The organism is Enterobacter sp. MGH85 (genome assembly GCF_001037655.1).
GTDB lineage: Bacteria > Pseudomonadota > Gammaproteobacteria > Enterobacterales > Enterobacteriaceae > Enterobacter > Enterobacter intestinihominis.
The window spans coordinates 1,706,620-1,726,519 of record NZ_KQ089925.1 but is presented as its reverse complement, the minus strand read 5'-3'; the positions used below and the strand labels follow the sequence as shown (position 1 = coordinate 1,726,519).

22 protein-coding genes and 1 pseudogene are annotated in these 19,900 nt (G+C 57.1%); 12 read left to right on the top strand and 11 right to left on the bottom strand.

Translation table 11 applies throughout. The features are described from left to right. The first annotated feature begins 1 nt into the window (after position 1). The 6 genes from SK51_RS08160 to SK51_RS08135 are packed head-to-tail and all read left to right on the top strand — an operon-like array spanning position 2 to position 3,741. Complete coding sequence (locus SK51_RS08160) at positions 2 to 703, top strand: YggS family pyridoxal phosphate-dependent enzyme (RefSeq protein WP_023298569.1); 702 nt, start codon at positions 2 to 4, stop codon at positions 701 to 703. A gap of 21 nt (positions 704 to 724) precedes the next feature. Continuing rightward, a complete protein-coding gene (locus SK51_RS08155) occupies positions 725 to 1,291 on the top strand; it encodes a YggT family protein (protein WP_003860024.1) in 567 nt (188 codons plus the stop codon). Further along, positions 1,288 to 1,584 carry a DUF167 family protein YggU gene (gene yggU, locus SK51_RS08150; protein WP_022649356.1) on the top strand — a complete coding sequence of 99 codons (297 nt, stop codon included), beginning with the start codon at positions 1,288 to 1,290 and terminating at the stop codon, positions 1,582 to 1,584. The genes SK51_RS08155 and yggU overlap by 4 nt, the downstream gene beginning before the upstream one ends. Before the next feature lie 3 nt (positions 1,585 to 1,587). Then, entirely contained in the window at positions 1,588 to 2,181 is a 594-nt protein-coding gene (locus SK51_RS08145; RefSeq protein WP_022649357.1) for an XTP/dITP diphosphatase, read from the top strand. After that, the gene (hemW, locus tag SK51_RS08140; RefSeq protein WP_023306915.1) at positions 2,174 to 3,322 is read left to right on the top strand and encodes a radical SAM family heme chaperone HemW; all 1,149 of its coding nucleotides are present in this window, start codon (positions 2,174 to 2,176) and stop codon (positions 3,320 to 3,322) included. Before SK51_RS08145 ends, hemW begins: the two co-directional genes overlap by 8 nt. Before the next feature lie 56 nt (positions 3,323 to 3,378). Beyond that, positions 3,379 to 3,741: an endonuclease domain-containing protein gene (locus tag SK51_RS08135; protein ID WP_023306916.1), complete on the top strand. Its 363-nt coding sequence runs from the start codon at positions 3,379 to 3,381 to the stop codon at positions 3,739 to 3,741. A 67-nt stretch (positions 3,742 to 3,808) separates the two neighbouring features. Here the strand turns inward: SK51_RS08135 and SK51_RS08130 are convergent, their stop codons facing one another. The 3 genes from SK51_RS08130 to trmB are packed head-to-tail and all read right to left on the bottom strand — an operon-like array spanning position 3,809 to position 5,628. Beyond that, positions 3,809 to 4,525 carry a YggN family protein gene (locus tag SK51_RS08130; protein WP_022649360.1) on the bottom strand — a complete coding sequence of 239 codons (717 nt, stop codon included), beginning with the start codon at positions 4,523 to 4,525 and terminating at the stop codon, positions 3,809 to 3,811. Positions 4,526 to 4,582: 57 nt separating this feature from the next. Continuing rightward, the gene (locus SK51_RS08125) at positions 4,583 to 4,909 is read right to left on the bottom strand and encodes a YggL family protein (protein WP_003862421.1); all 327 of its coding nucleotides are present in this window, start codon (positions 4,907 to 4,909) and stop codon (positions 4,583 to 4,585) included. Then, complete coding sequence (gene trmB / locus SK51_RS08120) at positions 4,909 to 5,628, bottom strand: tRNA (guanosine(46)-N7)-methyltransferase TrmB (RefSeq protein WP_022649361.1); 720 nt, start codon at positions 5,626 to 5,628, stop codon at positions 4,909 to 4,911. Before trmB ends, SK51_RS08125 begins: the two co-directional genes overlap by 1 nt. Positions 5,629 to 5,772: 144 nt before the next feature. On the opposite strand from trmB, the gene mutY reads away from it, so the two are divergent. From mutY to SK51_RS08100, 4 genes are all read left to right on the top strand, one after another. Continuing rightward, complete coding sequence (gene mutY / locus SK51_RS08115; RefSeq protein WP_023306917.1) at positions 5,773 to 6,825, top strand: A/G-specific adenine glycosylase; 1,053 nt, start codon at positions 5,773 to 5,775, stop codon at positions 6,823 to 6,825. A gap of 26 nt (positions 6,826 to 6,851) precedes the next feature. Next, positions 6,852 to 7,124 (top strand): oxidative damage protection protein, encoded by a 273-nt coding sequence (locus tag SK51_RS08110; RefSeq protein WP_003862425.1) that lies wholly within the window; start codon positions 6,852 to 6,854, stop codon positions 7,122 to 7,124. Positions 7,125 to 7,248: 124 nt separating this feature from the next. Next, positions 7,249 to 8,325 carry a membrane-bound lytic murein transglycosylase MltC gene (mltC, locus tag SK51_RS08105; RefSeq protein ID WP_032621902.1) on the top strand — a complete coding sequence of 359 codons (1,077 nt, stop codon included), beginning with the start codon at positions 7,249 to 7,251 and terminating at the stop codon, positions 8,323 to 8,325. A gap of 260 nt (positions 8,326 to 8,585) precedes the next feature. Further along, entirely contained in the window at positions 8,586 to 9,842 is a 1,257-nt protein-coding gene (locus SK51_RS08100) for a nucleoside permease (RefSeq protein WP_022649364.1), read from the top strand. Positions 9,843 to 9,923: 81 nt separating this feature from the next. Here the strand turns inward: SK51_RS08100 and citG are convergent, their stop codons facing one another. The 8 genes and pseudogenes from citG to SK51_RS08060 all read right to left on the bottom strand — a co-directional run bounded on the left by citG (position 9,924) and on the right by SK51_RS08060 (position 17,235). After that, entirely contained in the window at positions 9,924 to 10,727 is an 804-nt protein-coding gene (gene citG / locus SK51_RS08095; protein WP_023306918.1) for a triphosphoribosyl-dephospho-CoA synthase CitG, read from the bottom strand. Further along, positions 10,705 to 11,244 (bottom strand): annotated as a pseudogene (citX, locus tag SK51_RS08090) (citrate lyase holo-[acyl-carrier protein] synthase). The gene citG and the pseudogene citX overlap by 23 nt, the downstream one beginning before the upstream one ends. A gap of 2 nt (positions 11,245 to 11,246) precedes the next feature. After that, positions 11,247 to 12,764, bottom strand: coding sequence for a citrate lyase subunit alpha (gene citF / locus SK51_RS08085; RefSeq protein ID WP_032676503.1), 1,518 nt, complete (start codon positions 12,762 to 12,764; stop codon positions 11,247 to 11,249). A 10-nt stretch (positions 12,765 to 12,774) separates the two neighbouring features. Further along, positions 12,775 to 13,650, bottom strand: coding sequence for a citrate (pro-3S)-lyase subunit beta (citE, locus tag SK51_RS08080; protein WP_023306921.1), 876 nt, complete (start codon positions 13,648 to 13,650; stop codon positions 12,775 to 12,777). Continuing rightward, positions 13,647 to 13,940: a citrate lyase acyl carrier protein gene (gene citD, locus SK51_RS08075; protein WP_017382935.1), complete on the bottom strand. Its 294-nt coding sequence runs from the start codon at positions 13,938 to 13,940 to the stop codon at positions 13,647 to 13,649. The genes citE and citD overlap by 4 nt, the downstream gene beginning before the upstream one ends. Before the next feature lie 16 nt (positions 13,941 to 13,956). Then, positions 13,957 to 14,979, bottom strand: coding sequence for a [citrate (pro-3S)-lyase] ligase (citC, locus tag SK51_RS08070; protein ID WP_023306922.1), 1,023 nt, complete (start codon positions 14,977 to 14,979; stop codon positions 13,957 to 13,959). 13 nt (positions 14,980 to 14,992) lie between these two features. Then, positions 14,993 to 15,856 carry a fumarylacetoacetate hydrolase family protein gene (locus SK51_RS08065; RefSeq protein ID WP_048206641.1) on the bottom strand — a complete coding sequence of 288 codons (864 nt, stop codon included), beginning with the start codon at positions 15,854 to 15,856 and terminating at the stop codon, positions 14,993 to 14,995. Between the two features lie 17 nt (positions 15,857 to 15,873). Next, entirely contained in the window at positions 15,874 to 17,235 is a 1,362-nt protein-coding gene (locus tag SK51_RS08060) for a 2-hydroxycarboxylate transporter family protein (protein ID WP_022649371.1), read from the bottom strand. A gap of 345 nt (positions 17,236 to 17,580) precedes the next feature. Here SK51_RS08060 and SK51_RS08055 point away from each other — a divergent pair, with 345 nt between their 5' ends. Together SK51_RS08055 and SK51_RS08050 are read left to right on the top strand one after the other, a co-directional pair. Then, a complete protein-coding gene (locus tag SK51_RS08055; protein WP_022649372.1) occupies positions 17,581 to 19,218 on the top strand; it encodes an ATP-binding protein in 1,638 nt (545 codons plus the stop codon). Further along, on the top strand, positions 19,208 to 19,900 hold the full coding sequence (locus tag SK51_RS08050) for a response regulator (protein ID WP_023306923.1): 693 nt from the start codon (positions 19,208 to 19,210) through the stop codon (positions 19,898 to 19,900). Before SK51_RS08055 ends, SK51_RS08050 begins: the two co-directional genes overlap by 11 nt.

Sequence of the window (19,900 nt, the reverse complement as noted above, 5' to 3'; positions counted from 1 at the left end):
AATGAACGACATTGCGCATAACCTGGCACAGGTCCGGGACAAAATCTCAGCCGCGGCAACGCGTTGCGGCCGTGCTTCAGAAGAAATTACGTTGCTTGCAGTCAGCAAGACCAAGCCTGCGAGCGCCATCGCAGAAGCGATAGCCGCCGGTCATCGTGCCTTTGGTGAAAACTATGTGCAGGAAGGCGTAGATAAGATTCGCGCTTTCCGGGAGCGGGGAAATACAGACCTGCAGTGGCACTTTATCGGTCCGCTACAGTCGAACAAAAGCCGTCTGGTAGCAGAGCACTTCGACTGGTGTCACACCATCGATCGTCTGCGTATCGCTACCCGTTTGAGCGACCAGCGCCCTATGGAGATGCCAGCGCTTAACGTGCTGATTCAAATCAACATCAGTGATGAAAACAGCAAGTCCGGCATTACGCTGAGCGAACTGGATGCGCTGGCGGCGGACGTGGCGGCGCTGCCGCGCTTAACCCTGCGCGGACTGATGGCCATTCCGGCACCAGAGTCAAGTTATGAAAGGCAGTTTGCCGTAGCACAGCAAATGGCTGTAGCATTTGAGGCGCTTAAAGCGCGCTATGACACGGTAGACACGCTTTCTCTGGGCATGTCGGACGATATGGAAGCCGCCATCGCGGCAGGCAGCACCATGGTGCGCATCGGCACAGCAATTTTCGGTGCGCGCGATTACACCCAATAATAAGGAAACCTGAGGAACGCCATGAAGACGTTGACTTTCCTGCTTTCAACGGTCATTGAACTGTATACGATGGCGCTGCTACTGCGCGTCTGGATGCAGTGGGCCCGTTGTGATTTTTACAATCCATTCTCACAATTTATCGTGAAAATCACGCAGCCCATTGTGGGGCCGCTTCGCCGCATCATTCCGGCAATGGGGCCGATTGACAGTTCATCTCTGCTGATGGCGTTTATTCTGAGCGTTATCAAAGCGATCGTGCTGTTTATGGTCATCACTTTCCAGCCGATTATCTGGATTTCAGCCGTTCTGATCCTGGTTAAAACCGTCGGCTCGCTGATCTTCTGGGTCCTGCTGGTGATGGCGATTATGAGCTGGGTAAGCCGGGGCCGTAGCCCGGTGGAGTACGCGTTGATTCAGCTGACTGAACCATTGCTGCGTCCGATCCGTAGCCTGCTGCCTGCGATGGGCGGAATCGACTTCTCCCCGATGCTTCTCGTTTTGCTGCTGTACGTGCTGAATATGGGTATCGCGGAACTGTTACAGGCGACGGGTAATATGCTGCTGCCGGGGCTGTGGATGGCGTTATGAGTGCAGTTAGCCCCTGCGCCGACGGGCTGGTTTTACGGCTGTACATTCAGCCGAAAGCCAGCCGCGACAGCATTGTTGGGCTGCATGGCGACGAGCTAAAAGTCGCCATCACTGCCCCGCCCGTTGACGGCCAGGCGAATGCGCATCTGACTAAATATCTGGCAAAACAGTTTCGCGTCGCTAAAAGCCAGGTCATCATTGAGAAAGGTGAACTTGGCCGGCATAAACAGGTAAAAATCCTTAACCCGCAATCTATCCCGACGGAAGTCGCGGCTCTGACAAAACAGGACTAAACCATGCAGAAAGTTGTTCTCGCCACCGGTAACGCCGGTAAAGTGCGCGAGCTGGCCTCGCTATTACATGATTTTGGGCTGGACGTGGTGGCTCAGACCGAGCTGGGCGTGGACTCCGCCGAAGAAACCGGCCTGACGTTTATCGAAAACGCCATTCTGAAAGCGCGCCATGCGGCGCAGATCACCGGGCTGCCCGCGATTGCCGATGACTCCGGTCTGGCCGTGGATTTTCTGGGCGGTGCGCCGGGGATTTACTCCGCCCGCTATTCCGGGGTGGACGCCACCGACCAGCAGAACCTGGAAAAGCTGCTTGTGGCCCTGAACGACGTCCCTGACGAACAGCGTACCGCACAGTTCCACTGCGTGCTGGTCTACATGCGTCACGCGGAAGATCCCACGCCGATTGTCTGTCACGGCAGCTGGCCGGGCGTGATCACCCGTGAAGCGGCGGGCAACGGCGGCTTTGGTTACGACCCGATTTTCTTTGTCCCGACCGAGGGCAAAACCGCTGCGGAACTCACCCGCGAAGAGAAAAGCGCGATCTCCCACCGTGGACGCGCCCTGAAACTGTTACTGGAAGCACTGCGTAATGGCTAATTTGCCACCTCTGAGTCTTTATATTCACATCCCATGGTGCGTGCAGAAATGCCCGTACTGCGATTTCAACTCGCACGCGCTGAAGGGCGAAGTGCCGCACGATGATTACGTCGCGCATCTGCTGGCCGATCTGGATGCCGATGTACCGTACGCACAGGGACGTGAAGTGAAGACCATTTTTATTGGTGGCGGTACGCCGAGCCTGCTTTCAGGCCCGGCGATGCAGACTTTGCTGGACGGTGTGCGCGCACGTCTGAAGCTGGCAGCGGATGCTGAAATTACGATGGAAGCCAACCCGGGCACCGTTGAGGCCGACCGTTTTGTCGAGTATCAGCGCGCGGGCGTGAACCGTATCTCCATCGGCGTGCAGAGCTTTAGCGAGCCAAAGCTGAAGCGTCTGGGGCGCATTCACGGCCCGGAAGAGGCAAAGCGCGCGGCGAACCTGGCAACGGGGCTTGGGCTGCGCAGTTTTAACCTCGATTTGATGCACGGCCTGCCGGATCAGTCGCTGGAAGAAGCGCTGGACGATTTGCGTCAGGCAATTGAACTGAACCCGCCGCATCTGTCGTGGTATCAGTTGACCATTGAACCGAACACCCTGTTTGGTTCCCGTCCTCCGGTGCTGCCGGACGATGATGCGCTGTGGGATATCTTCGAGCAGGGCCACCAGCTTTTGACCGCGGCGGGGTATCAGCAATACGAAACCTCGGCGTATGCGAAGCCGGGCTATCAGTGTCAGCACAACCTGAACTACTGGCGCTTTGGTGATTATCTGGGGATTGGCTGCGGGGCACACGGCAAAGTGACCTTCCCGGACGGGCGCATTCTGCGCACTGCAAAAACGCGTCATCCGCGCGGTTTTATGGAAGGCCGCTACCTGGAGCGTCAGCATGACGTCGAGGCGGTGGATAAGCCGTTTGAGTTCTTTATGAACCGCTTCCGTCTGCTGGAAGCCGCACCGCGCGCGGAGTTTGCGCTCTACACCGGGTTGTCAGAGTCGGTGATTCGTCCGCAGATTGACGAGGCGTTGGCGCAGGGGTATCTGACCGAGTGTAATGAGTACTGGCAGATCACCGAGCACGGTAAGCTGTTCCTAAACTCCCTTCTTGAGCTGTTCCTCGCTGAAAATCCTGAAGGCTGATTCAGGATTTTACATCCCGTTCTGCTGGTTGAGGGAAAGGCTGGCAGAGTGTGGGGATGGAAATTACTCGTTCTTATGCAAAACAGCTCAGACGTGAGCTGACAAAAGAAGAAAGGCGGCTTTGGTATCTACTGCGCAGCCGCCGTTTCGAAAATTATAAATTTCGTCGACAGCATCCGGTAGGTAATTACATTCTGGATTTCGCCTGCTGCGCGGCTCGTCTGGCTGTTGAGCTGGATGGCGGGCAACATGATGAGAATCAGGAATACGATCGTCAAAGGACGCTCTGGCTAAATCGAAAGGGCTGGTACGTCATTCGTTTCTGGAACAACGAACTCTGGGATAACGAAGAGGTGGTGTTAGAAAAGATCCTTGAAACACTGCAAATGCTGCAACCCTCACCCCGGCCCTCTCCCTGAAAGGGAGAGGGAGCAAACCATCCCCTCGCCCCTTTGGGGAGAGGGTTAGGGTGAGGGGTGAAGTAAATTACTTCAGCGTCCCCACCAGCGCCTTCCGGCTGTCTTCCAGGGACACCACGCGTTTACACACGTCTTTGCCGAACTGCTGGAAATCGGCTTCCTGATTCTTCCACTCGTTCTGAATCGAGGTTTGCAGTCCGCCCAGGCTACCCAGTACACCCTGCAACGGATTACCGCCGCCTTTCAGCACCGCTTTGGCGCCCATCTCGTTGATGCTGTCCTGGAGAATGCCGCCCATCGCCTGGTTCACCAGCTGCTGACCGTCGGCTCGCACCTGATCGATCGCCTTATAGTGGAACGTCAGGCCATCAGAGCGCGTCTCAATAATGCGGTTCATCTGTTCTTTCAGCTGTTTATCCAGCTTCGTCAGGCGGGTGCGCATATTGCTGCTCTCCCCCACCTCTTTGGTGATGATTTTATCCAGCGCCACGCGGCCCTTCTCAACGCGGGTCAGCGCGCCATCGTTTATCCATGGCAGCGCGGTACGCAACTCGGCCTGGTAGTCCATCGCCTGCTCGCGCTGGGCGGCCGTCAGGTTTTGCTGTTTGCCGTTAAACGTCACGTTGCCATCCGGCGTGATCACCAGATTGCCATTCTCGCCCTTAACCTGCACGGTTTGCGGGCTTAATACCACGTCGTCACGCGGGGTGACGCTACATTTATACTCCGCATGGGCGGTGGTTCCGATTGCCAGTAAAGCAACCGCCAGCAACGTTTTACGCATCTTCAACACTCCCTCAGACAAAATGGGCCAGCTAATGCTGGCCCCGTTCTTGCTTTATTAGTCCCACCAAACGTCGAAAAGTTCGCTGACGCGGACATCTTCCAGTTTGTGGTCTTCAAGCCATTTGCGTACCAGCGCCTGATGTTCTTCGGTGCATTTCCCCACTTCCTGGGTGCAAATCAGACCTTCCCACGCCAGATAGCCGCTACCGTCGAAGGCCAGCTTGTTGGGTTCGATCACCTCGTTGATGAACGCATCAACGTCCTGATCGATCTGCTCAACGCTGGTGCCTTCCGGGAAACGCCAGGCAACGGAGAAACCCACTTCCTGGAATTCTTCGATGTGCATCTTTTTACGCAGACGACGGCTACGATTCTTTGCCATTATTTCACCCTCTCGAACATTAAGTCCCATACGCCGTGACCAAGACGATGGCCACGCTGTTCAAATTTTGTCACCGGACGTGAATCCGGACGCGGTACGTAGTCGTTGCTTTCAGACTGGTTTTTATACCCGTCCAGCGACGACATCACTTCCAGCATGTGTTCCGCATAAGGTTCCCAGTCGGTCGCCATGTGGAAGACGCCGCCCAGCTTAAGCTTACTTTTCACCAGCTCGGCAAACGGCGCCTGAACGATACGGCGTTTATTATGACGCGCTTTGTGCCACGGGTCAGGGAAAAAGAGCTGAACCATGTTCAAAGAATTGTCAGGAATCATTTTATGCAGCACTTCCACCGCGTCGTGACACATAACGCGCAGGTTCTCAACGCCCTCTTCATGGGCCGTTGCCAGACACGCACCGACGCCTGGCGAGTGCACTTCAATACCGAGGAAGTTCTGCTCTGGTCGCGCTTTCGCCATAGTGACCAGCGAGGTGCCCATGCCAAAACCGATCTCCAGCGTCACTGGCGCATCGCGGCCAAACAGCTCGGTAAAGTCGAGCGGCTGCTCGCTGAACTCAACGCCCATCACCGGCCAGTAGTTGTCCAGCGCGTGTTGCTGCCCTTTTGTCAGGCGGCCCTGACGGCGGACAAAGCTGCGAATACGGCGCAGCGGGCGACCGTTTTCATCAAATTCCGGTGAAATGACGTCGTTTTTCATAAAAGAGTTGTCTGCTTGTGAGAGTGTACGGGAAACGGGCATTATCCAAAGTTAAGGCTTCTATGCAAGCATGGGAAAGATCCGGTTTACAGCAGATTGACGCTGTGCTGCAATCTGCCTCCCTGATTAAGCGAATCGATGACCATGCAAGCCTCTCAATTTTCAGCCCAGGTGCTGGACTGGTACGACAAATACGGGCGTAAAACCCTGCCTTGGCAAATTGAAAAAACGCCTTACAAAGTATGGCTCTCCGAGGTGATGTTGCAACAAACGCAGGTCGCGACGGTCATTCCTTACTTCGAGCGTTTTATGGCGCGCTTCCCGACAATCACCGATCTGGCCAACGCGCCGTTAGACGAGGTACTGCACCTGTGGACAGGCCTCGGCTATTACGCCCGCGCGCGCAACCTGCACAAAGCCGCACAGCAGGTCGCCACCCGCCACAACGGTAAATTCCCGGAGACCTTTGACGAGGTGGCGGATTTGCCCGGCGTCGGGCGTTCAACCGCAGGCGCAATCCTTTCCCTGTCTTTAGGCAAGCATTTCCCTATTCTCGACGGCAACGTCAAGCGCGTGCTGGCACGCTGCTACGCCGTAGAAGGCTGGCCGGGCAAGAAAGAGGTTGAGAAGCGCCTGTGGGAGATCAGTGAAGCGGTCACTCCGGCGAAAGGGGTGGAGCGTTTTAACCAGGCGATGATGGATCTGGGCGCGATGGTCTGCACCCGTTCAAAACCGAAGTGCGAACTCTGCCCGGTAAATAACCTCTGCGTGGCCTATGCGAACCACTCCTGGGCGCAGTATCCGGGGAAAAAACCGAAGCAGACGCTGCCTGAACGCACCGGGTACATGCTGCTGATGCAGCATGGCGACGAGGTGTTTCTCGCCCAGCGCCCGCCGAGTGGCCTGTGGGGTGGTCTATACTGCTTCCCACAGTTTGAGGATGAAGCTTCGCTTCGGGCATGGCTTGAACAGCGCGGCATTGCGGCCGATACCCTGACGCAACTCAACGCGTTCCGTCATACCTTCAGCCATTTCCATCTGGATATTGTGCCTATGTGGCTTCCCGTGTCCTCATTCACCTCCTGCATGGATGAAGGCACCGCTCTCTGGTATAACTTAGCGCAACCGCCATCAGTCGGGCTGGCGGCTCCCGTGGAGCGCCTGTTACAGCAATTACGTGTCGGTGCAATGGTTTAGCATCGGCAAGACAAAGAGGAATGAGTATGGCCAGAACCATTTTTTGTACTTTCCTGCAGCGCGACGCTGAAGGCCAGGATTTCCAGCTCTACCCGGGCGACCTGGGTAAACGCATTTACAACGAGATCTCCAAAGAAGCCTGGGGACAGTGGCAGAAAAAACAGACCATGCTGATCAACGAGAAAAAGCTCAGCATGATGAACCCGGAACACCGCAAGCTGCTGGAGCAGGAGATGGTGAACTTCCTGTTCGAGGGTAAAGACGTCCACATCGAAGGCTATACGCCACCGGAAAAATAATACTCTGCGGCTGCTGCCCGGCGGCGCTGCGCTTGCACGGGCCTACGGTTATGTAGGCCGGGTAAGCGCAGCGCCACCCGGCAACAGCAACCTCAAAGCAAACACAACACGCACTCCCGGAATGATGAAAAAACTATTAGCGCTAGCACTTGTTGCGCCGTTGCTTGTGTCTTGTTCTTCCAAAAAGGGCGATAGCTATAACGAAGCCTGGGTTAAGGACACCAACGGTTTTGACATTTTGATGGGGCAGTTTGCCCATAACATCGAGAACATATGGGGATTTAACGAAGTTCTTATTGCCGGACCGAAGGACTACGTTAAGTATACCGACGCCTATCAGACCCGTAGCCACATCAACTTCGATGACGGTACGATTACGATTGAAACCATCGCGGGGACTGAACCTGCGGCGCATTTACGTCAGGCCATCATCAAAACCCTGCTGATGGGCGACGATCCGGGCTCTATCGATCTCTACTCTGATGCCGATGACATTACTATCTCCAAAGAGCCGTTCCTGTATGGGCAGGTCGTTGACCAGACCGGTCAGCCGATTCGCTGGGAAGGTCGCGCGACGAACTTCGCAGACTATTTGCTGCAAACGCGCCTGAAAAGCCGCACCAATGGCCTGAAGGTGATCTATAGCGTTACGATAAACCTGGTGCCGAACCACCTCGACAAGCGTGCGCATAAGTATCTGGGCATGGTGCGTCAGGCGTCGCGTAAGTATGGCGTGGATGAGTCGCTGATCCTGGCGATTATGCAGACCGAATCCTCGTTCAACCCGTATGCGGTGAGCCGTTCCGACGCGCTGGGGCTGATGCAGGTTGTGCAGCACAGCGCCGGTAAAGACGTGTTCCGCGCGCAGGGGAAATCCGGTACGCCGAGCCGCAGCTACCTGTTTGACCCGCAAAGCAACATTGATACCGGTACCGCATATCTGGCGATGCTGAACAATGTTTATCTCGGCGGGATTGATAACCCGACTTCACGTCGCTATGCGGTGATCACCGCCTACAACGGCGGAGCGGGCAGCGTCCTGCGCGTCTTCTCGAACGATAAAGTGCAGGCCGCGAACATCATCAACAGCATGGCGCCGGGGGATGTCTACTCAACCCTCACCACTCGCCACCCGTCTGCGGAATCCCGCCGCTATCTGTATAAGGTGAATACGGCGCAGAAGAACTATCGTCGTCGCTAGAAACCAACACCACCCCTCACCCTAACCCTCTCCCCAAAGGGGAGAGGGTTAGGGTGAGGGGGCATCAGACCGCACCCATCTCATCCCACCCATACAAAAATGCTATTTGCATCACAATCCAAACTGCAAATTAATGTGGATTGCATTTTTTTGCGGGAGGTAACAAAACATATCGTTGCCAACTGATAGAATTGCATCAAATAACAACCCTGAATGTTCCTATAACAACATATCTCCCGCTCACTTGTGAGGAAAGTAACATGAACCTTAAGCTGCAGCTTAAAATCTTGTCGTTTCTGCAGTTCTGCCTGTGGGGTAGCTGGCTGACTACACTCGGCTCCTATATGTTTGTGACGCTCAAGTTCGATGGTGCGTCAATCGGTGCCGTCTACAGCTCGCTGGGTATTGCGGCTGTTTTCATGCCAACGCTGCTCGGTATCGTGGCGGATAAATGGTTAAGTGCGAAATGGCTGTATATGCTTTGCCATCTGGTGGGTGCGGGGACGCTGTTTATGGCGGCCGAAGTGACCACGCCGGGGGCGATGTTTATGGTGATCCTGCTTAACTCGCTGGCGTATATGCCAACGCTTGGCCTGATCAACACCATCTCCTACTACCGCCTGAAATCTGCCGGTCTGGATATCGTCACCGACTTCCCGCCAATCCGTATCTGGGGCACCATCGGCTTTATCATGGCAATGTGGGGCGTGAGCTTCGCGGGCTTCGAGCTGAGCCACATGCAGCTGTATATTGGTGCCGCGCTCTCCGTGCTGCTGGCGCTGTTCACCCTGACGCTGCCCACCATTCCGGTTTCTAACCAGCAGAAAAACCAGAGCTGGAGCACCATGCTTGGCCTGGATGCCTTCGCCCTGTTCAAAAACAAGCGCATGGCGATCTTCTTTATTTTCTCCATGCTGCTGGGGGCGGAACTGCAAATCACCAACATGTTCGGTAATACCTTCCTGCACAGCTTCGATAACGATCCGCTGTTTGCCGGGAGCTTTATCGTTGAACACGCGTCGGTGATGATGTCCATCTCGCAGATCTCTGAGACGCTGTTCATCCTGACCATCCCGTTCTTCCTGAGCCGCTACGGCATCAAGAACGTCATGCTGATCAGTATCGCTGCCTGGATGTTGCGCTTCGGTCTGTTCGCCTACGGCGACCCAAGCGCGTTCGGTACCGTGCTGCTGGTTCTGTCGATGATTGTTTACGGCTGCGCCTTCGACTTCTTCAATATCTCCGGCTCGGTGTTTGTAGAAAAAGAGGTGAAACCTGAAATTCGCGCCAGCGCGCAGGGCATGTTCCTGATGATGACCAACGGCTTCGGCTGTATTCTGGGCGGCGTGGTGAGCGGTAAAGTGGTTGAGATGTATACCACCAACGGCATCACCAACTGGCAGCCAGTGTGGCTGATCTTCGCCGGGTACTCACTGGTGCTTTTCTTCGCGTTCATCGTGCTGTTCAAGTACAAGCACGTACGCGAACCACACGGTGCACAGCCGATCGCGCATTGATTGTTGTGCCCGGTGGCGGCTTCGCCTTACCGGGCCTACAAACCGCAAACCGTAGGCCGGGTAAGCGTTAGCGCCACCCGGCTATTTTATTCCAGACAACACCCACCCCACCGACAGCAAATCCGCGCTGCCGCCCGGACTCAGGTTTCGTTCAATCAACGCGTTATCCATCCTAAGCAACGCATCCTGATCCCAGCCGTTCGCCAGCAGCTCCTGCGCATAACCCTGGACGTAGCGCAGCCCTTCAGTGCCGCCGCGCGAAACGAGATTACTGTCCTGGTTGATGGCCATCAGGCGCAATAACAGGTCATGAAGGGTGTTTCCCTTCCACTGCGCCAGCGCCTTACGCACCGTGCTGAAGCCGCTTTCTGCCTCACCGCGCGCGCCGGTTAAACCGTACTGTTGAAACTGTCGCTCTCCCGCCGTTGCCTGCCCGCTGCGCCCGCCCAGTTCCCGCGCCACGAGCCCACGACAGATGTTACTTACCTCACAACAGAGGCTATCCGCAGAGATATTTTTCACACGTCCGGCGGCGAAGCAGAGCAAACCAAGGGCAAAAATCCCGCCCTTGTGCGTGTTCACCCCGCCCGTGGCGGCGTACATCGCCTGCTCACAGGCCATTCCCATCGGGCGGATAATCCGTAGCTGCTCTCCAGCAGGTTTTTCCGCATGTGCTTCACCCAGTTCCGCAAAACGGGCAAACCACGGCGTAATCGCCGCAATGCTGCGGAGGAATAAGGTATGGTCCATATCGCGATGGGAGCCGTTATTGAGCCTGTCCACCAGCCCCGGTTTGGGCGTCAGCTCCAGCTCCTGCCACAGCGCCTCTGCGGCAAGCGCAGGAACATCAACCGGGCGCGGTTTAGTCGCGACCAAACCAGTCATCTATCATCTTCTCCACGCGGGAAACCACCTGCTCAACGGGATGGTGCCGAGAACGGGAACAAGCGTGGGCAGGCTCGTCGCAAATCAGACAGCGCCTGAGGTGTGAACCCAACGACTGACGGCCAACGTGGCCGTTTTCAGGGCAGATCACATCCAGATCCCACAGTCTGCCGAGCGGGTGCGTCTGCTCCAGTTCAGCACAGTGCGCTTTAATTTCCGCCGCCGGATGCGCGACGCATCACAGCGCTTCAGGTCCGGTGGGTAGCCAGAGCACCTGGCGATCCAGCACCTGCCAGCGGTTTTCCCACAGCAGCTGGTCGCACATCTGTAACGCCACGCCCATGGTGTTGCGATAGCGCAGGCTGTCTTTGATTTGCCCGGGCGTGACCAGCGTTAGGGAGATCACCGGTTGTTGATGGTGCGTAAGCCAGTCAGCCTGACGGGCTGCGCGGCGCTCTTTCGCCGCCAGCAGCGCGTCCAGGCTGACACCCGTCCGCACGGGTGTCGCAGTAGTCATATTCACTCCTTTACCTGTCGAACGGTGTCGATCACGCTGCCGTCGCGGTAGCGGATCACCCCGACAATTTTGTCGGTGAACTCAATCGGTTTCGGTACGCCGGTCAGGGAAATCGCCCGCTCATAGAGCGCGTTGATATCTACAACCTTCAGGCCTGCTTCCATGAGTCGTTCGCGGATCTCCGGGCGCGCCGGGTTGACCGCAATACCGTGGTCGGTGACCAGCACGTCAATGCTCTCCCCCGGCGTGAGGCGCGTGGTAACGCGCTTCACAACGGTCGGGATGCGGCTTCGCAGCAGCGGCGCGACCACAATGGTCAGGTTGGCTGCCGACGCCACGTCGCAGTGCCCGCCGGATGCGCCGCGCATCACGCCGTCGGATCCGGTGATGACGTTGACGTTAAAATCGACGTCGATTTCCAGCGCGCTGAGGATCACCACGTCGAGCTGGTCGCAGCTTGCCGCCTTGCTGCCGGGGTTGGCGTAGACGTTGGTGGAGATCTCCACGTGGTTCGGGTTGCGCGCCAGCGAGGCCGCCGCCTGGCCGTCAAAGCACTGGGTGTCGAGCAGCTTTTCGATGAGCCCCTTCTCGTGCAAATCCACCAGGCTGCCGGTGATACCGCCAAGGGCGAAGCGCGCCTTCACGCCGCTGCGCTCCATCTTCTCTTCCATAAAGCGGGTGCAGGCGGTCGCCGCCGCGCCGGAGCCGGTCTGCATCGAGAAGCCCGGTTTAAAGTAACCAGAGTGTTCAATCACGTCCGCCGCATAGCGGGCAATCATCAGCTCGCGCGGGTTGCTGGTGACGCGCGCCGCACCGACGCTGATTTTCGCCGGGTCGCCCACGCTCTCCACCTGCACGATGTAGTCCACCTGATCCTGCACCAGGCTGGCGGGCATATTCGGGAACGGCACCAGCTCTTCGGTCAGCAGCACCACCTTACGGGCAAAGTGTGCGTCCACCATGGCGTAGCCCAGCGAACCGCAGCACGATTTGCCCTGCGTGCCGTTGGCGTTGCCAAACTCATCGCTGCACGGCACGCCGAGAAATGCCACGTCGATATTCAGCTCGCCATCCTGGAGCAGCTTCACGCGCCCCCCGTGGGAGTGAATTTGTACCGGCTCGTCCATCAGCCCGTGGGAGATGGCCTCCGCCAGCCAGCCGCGCATACCGGAGGTATAAATTCGGGCGATCACGCCGTTTTGAATATGCTCGATCAGCGCGTCGTTGCAGGTCATCAGCGAGCTGGAGGCCAGGGTCAAATTTTTAAAACCCATCCGCGCCAGCAGCGCCACAACGGTGTTGATCACCCGGTCGCCTTCGCGAAAGGCATGGTGGAAAGAGATGGTCATCCCGTCCTGCAAGCCGCTGCGCATGACGGCTTCTTCGAGGGAGGCGCAAAGCTTACGGTTGTGTTTCGCCTCGCTGTCCGCCAGCCACGGCGTCGCGCTGTGGGCGGTATCAAAAGGCTTCAGATCCCGCAGATGGGGGAAATTCACATGGAGAAGTTCTGTCTGATTCATTATGTCATCCTTACCGACGCACGCCGGAGGCCGCCGCGCGCTCCAGCACCACCTGCGCGTGGTTAATAATCGGTGCATCCACCATTTTGCCGTTGAGCGAGACCACGCCCAGGCCGTTACGCTCGCCCTCTTCTGCCGCTTCAATCACCCGTTTCGCGTGATCCACCTCTTCCTGAGTCGGGGCGTAGGCGTTGTGCAGCAGGTCAATCTGGCGCGGGTTAATCAGCGATTTGCCGTTAAAGCCCATCTTGCGGATCAGATCGACCTCGCGCAGGAACCCGGCTTCGTCGTTAACGTCTGACCACACCACGTCGAAGGCGTCGATGCCTGCCGCGCGGGCGGCGTGCAGCACGGCGCAGCGGGCGTAGAACAGCTCGGTGCCGTCGCCGCGCTCGGTCTGCATGTCCATTACGTAGTCAAAGGCGGCCAGCGCGATGCCGATCAGGCGCGGGGAGCTGCGGGCAATCGCCACGGCGTTGATGACGCCAATGGCCGATTCAATCGCCGCCATCACGCGGGTGGAACCTACTTCACGCCCGCACTCCTGCTCAATGCGCTCGAGGTGGCCTTCCAGCTCGTAGATATCGTCCGGGGTGTCGGTTTTCGGCAGGCGAATCACGTCTACGCCCGCGCGCACGGCGGCCTCCAGATCCAGCAGGCCAAACGGCGTGCTCAGCGGGTTAATACGCACCACGGTTTCGATATCCTGATACATCGGGTGCTGCAACGCGTGGAACACCAGCATGCGTGCGGTGTCTTTCTCGCGCAGGGCCACGGCGTCCTCAAGGTCAAACATGATGGAGTCGGGGCGGTAGATAAAGGCGGTGGAGAGCATGGCGGCATTGGCGCCCGGCAGGAACAGCATACTGCGGCGGAGTTTGCTCATTTCAGCGCCCCCCAGTTGATGGCCTGTTCATCGGCTGCACGCAGAAGCGCGCTTTGCAGGCGGGCGCGGATCACACAGTCCAGCGCCCCTTTGTCTTCAATAATGATTAATCCCTGGTGCACGTTCATGGCGCGCAATGTGTCGTTGACCACCTGGCGTATTTGCTCGCCAAACTGCTTAATCACTTCACTGTGGATGACAATCTCCAGCTCACCGTGAGCGGGGGCGATTTTCACCATCAGGTCGCTGGACTCCTGCGTTCCGGCCAGCGCCTCCCTTACAATATTCATGATAAATTCCTGATAGTTATGCGACTTCCGCACTCGCACGATAATGTGCTTCGAGGTGCGCGAAGGTGGAGTCCGGGACAATCTCCCGGATCCGGGAAAACTGCTGTGTCTTGAGTAAACGGCGCACTTCCGAGGCCGAAATAGCGTTGCCGGTGGCTTTGATGCGCGGCATCTCCACCACGTCGATGTGCGAGGCCAGCAGGTCGTGCAGCGTCTGGTTGTACTGGCGGGTGATATCGCAGAACGGCTCCGAGCCGATGAAGCGGTGCGTGATGCCCAGCGCCGGGGCGATAAAGTCCCGGAAGATCAGCACGTCGATCTCGCTCCACGCCTGCTGCACTTTGCCGGTCTCCTTCAGGAAGTAGGCCGGAAACGTGGCGCGGGAGATGATGTACTGCGAGCCTTCATGCACCACCACGTTCGACAGATGCGCCACGCCCGCGCGCACCATCTCAAGGCGCGCGCTGAACGGGAAGAACGAGGCGTCTTCACGCACCACGAACAGATGCAGAGCATCGCACTGCGCCGCCGCCTGCTCCACCAGATGACGGTGACCGAGGGTGAACGGGTTGGCGTTCATCACGATGGCACCAATCTTCTCCCCACACTTGCGGCTAGCGCGCAGGGATCGGCAGTAGCGCACGATCCCTTGCGGAGTGTTCTCCATTAGCACCGCGTTGTTCCCGCTCTGGGCAACCGGCCAGAAACCGCTGCGGCCAAAGCGTTCCTTATTGCACGGACGGGTGCAGAGGAAGAGGTGAAAATGGCCGCGCTCCAGCGCCGCATTTTCCACCTCTGCCAGCAGACGCGCGCTGAGGTTTTCCCCACGAAGCTGCTCGTTGACCGCCACGCACTTGATGACGTTGGCAGCAAGCCCGGCGCAACCCACCAGCTGCGCGCCGGACCAGGCTTCAACAAACAGCGTGATGTCGTTGTCCAGGCCAAGGCCGCTGTCTGCCAGCAGGTAGCGGATCTGGCTTAAGCGTTCCGGGTGTTTCGCCACAACGGTGTGGCGAAAATCAATGGGTTGCGATTGCATGCTGCCGCCTTACTCAGTGCGCTGCCGCGAGCCCGACGGCTGGCGCTTCCACGATCACGTTGCTCAGATGACCGATATGCTCGATCTCTACCTCAATGCGATCCCCCTCCTTCATAAACAGTGGCGGGTTGCGCTTTTTACCCACCCCGCCAGGCGAGCCGGTGATGATCACGTCGCCCGGGCTGAGACGGGTGAAGGTGCTGATGTACTCGATCAGCTCCGCCACCTTGTGGATCATGCTGCTGGTGTTGTCCTCCTGCACCATGCGGCCGTTCAGCCAGGTGCGGATCGCCAGGCTGTGCGGGTCCGGGATCTCGTCCGCCGTCGCCATCCACGGGCCGAACGCCCCGGTCTGCCGCCAGTTTTTCCCGGCGGTGAACCAGGTGTGCTGCCAGTCGCGGGCGGAGCCGTCCATGTAGCAGCTGTAGCCCGCCACGTGGCGCAGGGCGTCGTCGCGGCTGATGTTCTCCCCGCCTTTGCCGATGATCACCGCCAGCTCGCCTTCGTAGTCGAACTCGCTGGAGTGGCGCGGCTTCAGCACCGGCTCGTTGTGGCCGGTCTGTGAATCCGGGAAGCGGACAAACAGGGTCGGGGCCGGGTTATGCTGATCAAACTCCTTGCGCTTGTCGGCATAGTTCATGCCCACGCAGAGAATTTTTTCCGGCTGGACAATCACCGGTAAGAAGGTGATGGCGTTCAGCGGTACATCCACCACGTCGTTCAGAAAACGGGTGGCCTGCGCCAGCCCGTTCCCCTGCAACAGCGCTTTAAGGTCGCCATAGCGGTCGCCCAGGCGGCGGCCTAAATCAATCACGCCCCCGGCCTGAACGATGCCGTAGCTGCGTTTACCCTGGTATAAAAAGCTTGCGAGTTTCATTGTTCTTTCCTGAAAACTTAAACGAGGAAGTTGCCCAGAATCAGCAGTGAGACAGAGACGTTAATCGCCCCGCCGATACGGGTAGCAATCTGGGCGAATGGCATCAGGCTCATGCGGTTGCCTGCGGTCAGGATCGCCACGTCACCGGTACCGCCCTGCCCGCTCTGACAGCAGGAGACGATGGCGACATCAATCGGGTGCATACCAATCTTTTTGCCAACGAAGAAGCCGGTTGCCACCAGCGCGGAAACGGTGCTGATAATCACCAGCAGGTTGCTGACGGTGAACGCCGCCACCAGTTCATGCCATGGGGTAATCGCCACGCCAACGGCGAAGAGAATCGGGTAGGTCACGGAGGTCTGGAAGAATTTGTACACCACCTGAGAACCCTCCAGCAGACGCGGAGAGGCGCCATTGCAGAGCTTCACCAGCACCGCCATAAACAGCATACCGACCGGCGCTGGCAGACCAATCAGCTTGTGACCGAGCATGCCCAGCATGTACAGCAGCACCGCCAGCAGCGCGCCGGAGGCGATGGTGGTCACATCCGCTTTGCCGGAGAACGCGGGTTGAGAGACGGTGGCATCGGCGTTGGCGCGGTTAGGCATCAGCTGGCCTTCACCGGTCAGGTGCGGATAGCGTTTACCGAGCTGGTTGAGGCAACCGGAGATGATGATCGCCGTCAGGCCGCCGAGCATTACCATCGGCAGCACGCGGCCGAGCGCCACGCCCTGATCCATGTGCAGCAGGGTGGCATAGCCGATAGAGAGCGGGATCGCCCCTTCTCCGACGCCGCCCGCCATGATCGGCAGAATGATAAAGAAGAAGATCTGGAACGGCTCAAGGCCCAGCGCTAGTCCAACGCCCATGCCGACAATCATGCCGACGATTTCACCGCACAGCATCGGGAAGAAGATGCGCAGGAAGCCCTGGATCAGCACGGTGCGGTTCATGCTCATGATGCTGCCGACGATAATGCAGCAGATATAGAGGTAGAGAATATTGGTGGATTTATAGAATTTGGTCGTGGACTCTACCACCACGTCCGGCAGCAGGCCGTAATAGACCAACGCGGAAGGGATAAAGGTGGCGCAAATTGCCGCCGCGCCGAGCTTGCCGACAATCGGCAGGCGTTTGCCGAACTCACCGCAGGCAAAGCCGAAGAAGGCCAGCGTGGCCACCATGACTACGATGTCGCTCGGCAGTTTTCCGCCCAGGCAATCTATCGCAATCAGCGCGCCCGCCAGAACGAACAGTGGCAGAGGAATAATGCCGATTTTCCAGGTATCCATAATATGCCACCAGCGCTCTTTGAGCGATGGCCGCTGAATATCAATCGGATCGTGGGTAACAGAGAATGAATCGTCAGTTGTGCTCATAATAAGCCCCTTAGTTATTTTGTGCGTCCAGCTTAGAGTCACAAAGGCTTACTTTATGTGAGGGATGGCATATTAAAAGCGAAGTTTTAATGGCCGCTATGGTTTTAATGGTTTCTTTTATTTAATGTGATTTATGCCTTATTTATTGCCGTGGTTTTTATGGTTTCTTTTCTAAACTGAACAAAGAAATAACATTTATTCATTTAACCTTAAGAGGATGAGACTTTCGGAAAAATCTTTTACAGGCTGCGCTGTGCAAGGGATCACAAGTTTTCGGCAAAGCGGGCATCCTGGCCTTAAAAGATGATATATTCAGCCGACCTGTTGATATCTCGCGTGATAGTTATGAAAGTATCGTTTCAGATCAAGCTGTTTATTTCGCTGGTCGCCTTTTTCTCAGTGCTGTTCGCATTACTGGGCGGATATTATTATGTCGATGTCGGCAGGCAGCTTTATCAGGAAATGAGCGCGCGCGCAAAAATACAGGCCGAAGAAATTGCGCTTATTCCTTCTCTGCGAAAAGAAGTCGAACAAAAGGATATCCAGGGCATCCATGACTTTATGCAGAAAATAGCCGCCCGCAGCGACGCCAGTTTTATTGTGATTGGTGACAATAAAGGGCTGCATCTTTTCCATTCCGTGTTTGCCGACCGGGTAGGCAAAACGCTGGTTGGCGGAGACAACGACGAGGTATTACACGGCAAAAGCACCATCACCATCCGCAAGGGCGGGTTAGGCATTTCGCTGCGCAGCAAAGCGCCCATTTTTAATGATGCCGGGCAGGTGGTGGGGATTGTTTCGGTAGGCTATCTCACAAGCTATCTGGACACCATCACCGTCAGCAAGGTGGTTAATATCCTGATTGCCGCCGTGCTGCTGCTTATCGCCCTGTTTATTTTCTCCTGGTTCTTCACCCGCAGCATCAAGAAGCAGATATTCTCTCTGGAGCCGCGCGAAATCGGCCTGCTGGTACGTCAGCAAAAGGCGATGATGGAATCCATTTATGAAGGGGTGATTGCCATCGACGACGATCTCCGCATTGAGGTGATTAACCAGGCGGCGCGTAAATTATTAGGCTTACGCCAGCCCGCCCGCGAACTGCGGGGTCAACTCATCAGCCAGGTGATCGCGCCCGTCCCGTTCTTTAACGCGCAAACCATGCTTGCGAAAGACACCCACGATGAGATCTGTCGCTTTAACGATCTCACGGTCATTGCCAGCCGGGTGCGGATCATGCTGGAAGATGCGTTGCAGGGCTGGGTGATCACCTTTCGCGATCGCAACGAGATCGACTCGCTCAGCGCCCAGCTCAGCCAGGTGAAGCGCTATGTTGATAACCTGCGCATCATGCGACATGAACAGCTGAACCGCATGACCACGCTGTCCGGCCTGCTGCATATGGGCCGTTATGACGAGGCAATTCGCTATATACAGGCGCAGTCGGAACACGCTCAGGAGCTGCTGGACTTTATCTCGTCCCGCTTTAGCTCCCCGACGCTGTGCGGTTTGCTGCTTGGAAAGGCCGCCCGAGCGCGTGAAAAAGGCGTTGAGCTGAGCTTCGATCCAGCCTGCCGGGTGGACAAACCCTTCCTGCCGCTGCTCGAATCGGAACTAGTCTCGATCATCGGGAACTTGCTGGATAACGCCATCGAAGCGACCCAGCGCGCCCCGCTCCCGCATGCCCCGGTAGACGTGCTAATAAAGTTGAACGAGCAGGAACTGATTATTGAAGTCGCCGACCAGGGCGTCGGCATCACACCGGAGATCCGCGACCGGATCTTTGAGCGCGGCATCACTACCAAAACGCGCGGCGATCACGGTATTGGCCTGTATCTGATTGAAAGCTACGTCACGCAGGCTGGCGGTGCAATTGAAGTTGCCGATAACACCCCACGCGGTGCCATTTTCTCACTGTTTATTCCCGCCACGGGAACGGTCCGGCACCCCGTACAGGAACTGGAAGATACCGACTATGCAACATGAACTTATCGACGTACTGATTGTTGAAGACGAGAACGAACTGGCGCAACTGCACGCGGAGCTTATCGGTAAACATCCGCGCCTGAGGCTGGTGGGGATTGCCGCGTCACTGGCCGACGCGCAGGTACAACTGGAGAGCAAACAGCCGAAGCTGATGCTGCTGGATAACTATCTGCCGGACGGCAAAGGCATCACCCTTATCAGCAACCCGATGCTCACCCGCGCCAACTGCTCGGTGATTTTCATCACCGCCGCCAGCGATATGGACACCTGTAGCCAGGCCATTCGTAACGGCGCGTTCGACTACATCCTCAAGCCGGTTTCCTGGAAGCGCCTGAGCCAGTCGCTGGAACGTTTTGTGCAGTTTGCCGAACAGCAGCGCGTCTGGAAGATTGTCGACCAGCAGAACGTGGATTCACTCTATCAGCTACAGGCGAAAAATTATCGACTGGACTACGGCAGCAAAGGGATAGAGGAGAACACGCTGGCGCGGGTGCAAACGTTGTTTAACAACAAGGCGGCGCACTGCTTTACGGTGGATGAGGTGGTGAGCGAGACGGGCCTGAGTAAAACCACCACCCGGCGCTATCTGGAACACTGCGTGGAGGTGGGTTTTCTGACGGTGGAGATGCTGTACGGGAAGATTGGGCATCCGAGAAGGATGTACCGGCGTAGTGCGACTTAA